The 4895-nt window shown below is 46.3% G+C and carries 6 protein-coding genes and 1 rRNA gene; 1 reads left to right on the top strand and 6 read right to left on the bottom strand.

All coding sequences use genetic code 11. The features are described from left to right. The 6 genes from F7C14_RS02205 to F7C14_RS02180 all read right to left on the bottom strand — a co-directional run. Window positions 1-608, bottom strand: a 16S ribosomal RNA gene (locus tag F7C14_RS02205); the annotation flags it as partial. A gap of 330 nt (window positions 609-938) precedes the next feature. After that, window positions 939-1457, bottom strand: coding sequence for an adenylate kinase family protein (locus F7C14_RS02200; RefSeq protein ID WP_290899537.1), 519 nt, complete (start codon window positions 1455-1457; stop codon window positions 939-941). Further along, window positions 1454-2488 (bottom strand): histidinol-phosphate transaminase, encoded by a 1035-nt coding sequence (gene hisC, locus F7C14_RS02195; RefSeq protein WP_290899535.1) that lies wholly within the window; start codon window positions 2486-2488, stop codon window positions 1454-1456. Before hisC ends, F7C14_RS02200 begins: the two co-directional genes overlap by 4 nt. Then, window positions 2485-2631 (bottom strand): hypothetical protein, encoded by a 147-nt coding sequence (locus tag F7C14_RS02190; RefSeq protein WP_290899538.1) that lies wholly within the window; start codon window positions 2629-2631, stop codon window positions 2485-2487. Before F7C14_RS02190 ends, hisC begins: the two co-directional genes overlap by 4 nt. 4 nt (window positions 2632-2635) lie before the next feature. Continuing rightward, complete coding sequence (moaA, locus tag F7C14_RS02185) at window positions 2636-3517, bottom strand: GTP 3',8-cyclase MoaA (protein ID WP_290899534.1); 882 nt, start codon at window positions 3515-3517, stop codon at window positions 2636-2638. Beyond that, window positions 3490-4092 carry a molybdenum cofactor guanylyltransferase gene (locus F7C14_RS02180; RefSeq protein ID WP_290899532.1) on the bottom strand — a complete coding sequence of 201 codons (603 nt, stop codon included), beginning with the start codon at window positions 4090-4092 and terminating at the stop codon, window positions 3490-3492. Before F7C14_RS02180 ends, moaA begins: the two co-directional genes overlap by 28 nt. A gap of 48 nt (window positions 4093-4140) precedes the next feature. Between F7C14_RS02180 and mfnA the strand changes: the two genes are divergently transcribed. Next, window positions 4141-4895: tyrosine decarboxylase MfnA (gene mfnA / locus F7C14_RS02175; RefSeq protein WP_290899530.1), on the top strand; the 755-nt coding region annotated here is incomplete at its 3' end.

Below are 4895 nucleotides of genomic sequence, written 5' to 3'. Positions count from 1 at the left end.
CCCGGAAGCCTGATCGTTAAGCGACCAGATTTCCCGGGGGACATGCCAGACCGGCTACGGACGCTTTAGGCCCAATAATAGTGGCCGCCACTCGGGCCGCCGGTATTACCGCGGCGGCTGCCACCGGCCTTGCCCGGCCCTTGCTATGGGGAGCTTTTTAGGCTCCCCGACAGCCCGTGCTATGCACGGGCACTCCGGCTAGCCCCGTCGCGGTTTCCCGCATTGCGGAGGTTTCGCGCCTGCTGCGCCCCGTAGGGCCTGGACCCGTGTCTCAGGGTCCATCTCCGGGCTCCCACTCTCATGGCCCGTACGGATCTTCGGCTTGGCGGGCCGTTACCCCGCCAACTACCTAATCCGCCGCAGACCCATCCTCGGGCTGCACGGCGCCTTACGGCAACCGTGCACTTTCGGGGATAGGGCATTCCAGCACCTATCCCCTATGGGGGTTTAGCCCCAGTTTCCCGGGGTTATCCCCCTCCCGAGGGTAGGTTGTCCACGTGTTACTGAGCCGTCCGCCGGTGCGCGGACTCCGAAGAGCCCGCGCCCCATGACTCGCATGGCTTAGTCCCAGCCGGATAGCAGCGGCCTCTGGCAGGATCAACCAGAATTGGCGGGGGAGAGAAAGCGGTGAATACGTCCCTCTCCCGCCGGATTTGCCCTGCTGGCAAGCCCATCTCAGACGTGCCTTGCGGCACGTCTTCCCTACTATGCCGCGGGTGGGAACCCCACTCCCCATCCTGGGCTTACGCCCCGTCGGAGTACTTGCCGGACCCGCGGCTTTGGTAATTTGTTATTATCACTTAGTGATTTATAAGCTTTATGCCACACCTTATTTTTAATCTCGGAGCTCTTCAAGAGCTCCTCATCGTGTTAATTGGCAAAATCTTCTTGGAATATAAACGTTTTGCTCGCAAGTTGTATCAATCATAAAAAGCACATCATAATTTTCTTATATATTTATCGATGTTATCAGAAAGTTCCGAAATCCAATCAATATTTCCCGGAGGATATTTTTTCCCCTTTAAAATTTCTTCTATTTTGTCAGCTACCTCTTCAGGTGTTAGATTCGTGGTGTCTATTTCGTGAACGTTTTCATGCTTCTCAAGAGCTTCGACGAGAATATAGTCTATTAGCTCAGCCTCCACGTTCTCTCTTATCTTCTCCTCGCTCCAACCCTTTTCAACAAGCCTCTTATAAAGAACGTCGGGACGACATCGGAGAACGATAACCGCCTCAGCATTAAGGTGGTGAGAAAGGTGTCCTTCAACGAAATCCGCATTAACCTCAATTTTTCCGAGACACTCCAGATCAATAATTTTCACACCTTCTTCTTCCCCCTCAACGCATCCAAATTTTTCAGCAATTTCGTTGACGCTAAGGACGACATACCCCCTTTTTCTTAAAATCTCAGCGACAGTACTTTTTCCAGTTCCCGGAGTGCCGGTTATTGCTATCAAAAGATCTCCTCCAGAGTTTTCAGTAAAAAGTCGTTCTCTTCGGGTTTTCCTACCGATATTCTTATACCGTTCCTAACCCCTCTAAAGTTTTTCAGATTTCTGACTATTACGCCTCTCCTCTCAAGTTCGTAGCAAACACTATCCGAATTTTCCGCTTCCACATACACGAAATTAGCCTCGCTTGGATAAACTTCGAAGTACTTTCCGAGAGCTTTTTCAAGTCTGTTTCTTTCCGCAACTATCTTTTCCACAGTTCTCTTCACGTACTCGATATCATCCAAAGCTGCAATAGCTGCCAGTATCGCAAGAGTCGAAATCGGAAAAGGGGGACAAACTTTCATGTACTCTTTAGCGAAATTTTCGTTCATAATCGCATAACCAACCCGGAGGTTTGCCAATCCGAAAGCTTTCGAGAAAGTTCTTCCAACTATGACATTCTCGTACTCTGCAAGCTTCGTAAGCCTTTTTTCAGTGAATTCAGCATAAGCCTCATCTATGAAAACAACACCCTTCACACTCTCAGCCACTTCCCTAACAAACTCGAAATTTTCAACGTTTCCCGTCGGGTTGTTGGGGGAGCAGATTATCGTTAGCTTGGCTTTTTCGTCGAATTCAACGGTTTCGAAATTCTCGTTTCTTCTCAAAAATTTTATTCTAGCTCCGTATATTTTTGCAAGTATCTCGTAGTAGGGAAAAGTTGGGATTGGGATCGCCACTATATCTCCCTTATTTACGAACATTTTGAAAACGTTTTCCAGAACGCCGTCCAATCCATCTCCAACGACGATCATTTCTTCGGGGAAGTTCACGTATTCTGAGATCCTCTCCTTTAGCTCCACAGGATTTTTTGGAGGGTAAACGTGGAAATCTCTAAAGTTTTTTACTACCTCGAAAACCTTAGGACTCGCCCCGTAAGGATTTTCGTTAGATGCAAGTTTTACGACCCTCTTCAAACCGTAAGCCCTCTTAATTTCCTCGACGCTCTTTCCGGGGACGTACTCCGGAACTTCCGATAGCTCCTCCCTTATCATCTCTTAATCACTATCTTAAGCTCCTTCCAGTCCTCTTCAACTCCTTTTAAAGTTGAAACCAAAGCTCCTATTACGTTTTCAAAAACCCTCCTTACGTAATCATTCATGGGCACTTTCTTTCCGTCCACTTCCATTTCTATCAAGCTATCACCCCTTGTAGTAAGGCTCTCTGAGCTGGACAGCTTTTTTAATTGCAGATATTAAATCTTTGCCTTTCAGCCCTCTAATATCAACAAGGTTATCGTTTCTCATTAGACACGGTTTAATTTTTCCGTCCGCCGTTACCCTTATTCTGTTGCAGGCTTTACAAAATTCGGAATTGTCGTATGGTTTTACGACTTCGACAACAACTCCATCCAAAAAATACTGCCTCCTCCTCTGCATGTTCCTTACTTTTACTTCTGTGGCGATTCTTTTGAGCTCCTTTTCAATTTCGGAAAGGTCGTAATAGCTGTTTTCGCTCCAGGGTAGCTTCATAAGCTCGATGAGTTGCAATATAACGTCTCCTTTAAACTCCCTTGCAAACTCGACCATCTCCCACATTTCATTTACGTTAACGTCCTTCATAACCACCATGTTCAGCTTTACCGGAGTTAAACCCACATTCACAGCCTCGCTCACACCGTTCAGAACTTTTTTTAACTCTCCCCCTCTCGTCAAAAGCTTGTACTTTTCCTCATCGAGAGTATCGAGACTGACGTTGACCCTCGAAAGTCCAGCCTCTTTCAGTTCCGCCGCAAGCTTTCCAAGCTTTATACCGTTGGTGGTCATGGAAGTTTCGTCGAAGATATTCAAAACACCCACGATTTCAACGATATCGTTCCTAACAAGAGGTTCTCCTCCCGTTATCTTCACCTTCCTTATGCCGAGAGTTTTAAAAGCCCTTCCAATCTCGCCAATCTCTTCCACGCTTAGCTCATTTTCTGCGGAATAACCTTCTCTGTGGCAGTAAAAGCACGATAGATTGCATCTGCTCGTAACGGAGATTCTCAAATTCGTAATCACTCTACCGAACCTGTCGATGAGCATAATTCTTCTGCCCTCCTAAGCTCCTGAGGAGTGTTGACGTTGAAAAAGGATATTAGCTTTTCGTCCAGCTTTCTCAAACATTCAACAGAGTAAAGATAAACTTCAGAGGAGCGAAAAACTGGTTTTAAAATTTTCTTTTCTCCGAGAGAGAAACTTTTTTCGATTTCCGGAATGATTTCCGGGGAGTAAATCGAAAAAAGGGGTTCAAATCGACCGTCTTTCCAGTAAGGCATCAAAACGTTCGCATTAATGTCTTCAGCCTCGGAAAATAGCTTTTCGGCAACTTTTCTCTTTGCAAATGGCATGTCACAAGCCAAAACAAGAGTTCTCTCTCCAAAGTACTTTAAAGCCGCATGAATCCCGGCTAAGGCTCCAAAGTCTTTTACGGAATCGACAACCGTCTCCACCTCAAACAGCTTTCTCTGCTTTTCATCTCTGCATACGATAACAACATTGTCATCCCTAAATTCCTTCAAAAGCCTGTCAATAATTCTTACACCGCAAATCTCAAGAAGGGCTTTCTCCACGTAACCCATTCGCCTACCTTTACCACCAACGAGTATGGCAACGTTCACAAAAGCCCTTTAATAAAAATTATATTAAGCTTGTCCAAAAAGCTCAGCATGGTATTCAACGAGCTTCTTAGTTTCAGGCTCAAAGACATATCCTACAAGAGAGTTCTTAGCTCCATGTGCACTGTCCCGCATCCACTGGCTGTAAAAGCCCACATAATGTTTTTAGAGACGAACCTCGGAGATCCGGGGATTTTTAAAGGAACGTGGGAGCTCGAAAGGGAGCTCATAAAAATGCTCGGAAAGCTCTTGCATAACGAAAAAGCTGCCGGATACATCTGCTCGGGAGGAACTGAGGCGAACATTCAAGGAATAAGAGCCGCAAGAAATTTGAAAAAAGTAAAAAAGCCGAATATAGTAATTCCGAAATCAGCCCACTTCTCCTTCGAAAAGATTGGAGACCTTCTTGCGGTGGAAATAAAGAGGGTAGGGCTGGATGAAGAGTACAAAGTGAACGTAGCCGAGGTTGAGAAGGCGATCGATGAAAATACAGTAGCAATAGTTGGAATCGCAGGAACGACCGAGCTTGGGCAAGTCGATCCAATCGACGAGCTTTCGAAGATAGCCGTCGAGAGAGACATACCCCTCCACGTTGACGCAGCCTTTGGTGGACTCGTTTTACCGTTTCTTGAAAGAAAAGTTCCCTTCGACTTCGAATTAGAAGGGGTAACTTCCATAACCCTGGATCCTCACAAAATGGGAATGGCTACGATTCCCGCCGGAGGCATTCTCTTCAGAGACGAGAGCTTTTTGAAGCTGCTTGAAGTAGAAACTCCCTACCTAACGACGAAGCATCAGTTCACACT

Source organism: Ferroglobus sp. (assembly GCF_015521575.1).
Classification (GTDB): domain Archaea; phylum Halobacteriota; class Archaeoglobi; order Archaeoglobales; family Archaeoglobaceae; genus Ferroglobus.
This window is presented reverse-complemented; position numbering and strand designations above follow the sequence as displayed.

Excerpts from the sequence above, each read along its gene's own strand:
- hisC (WP_290899535.1), bottom strand. The coding sequence starts at position 2,488 with ATGATAAGGGAGGAGCTATCGGAAGTTCCGGAGTACGTCCCCGGAAAG.
- moaA (WP_290899534.1), bottom strand. The coding sequence starts at position 3,517 with ATGCTCATCGACAGGTTCGGTAGAGTGATTACGAATTTGAGAATCTCC.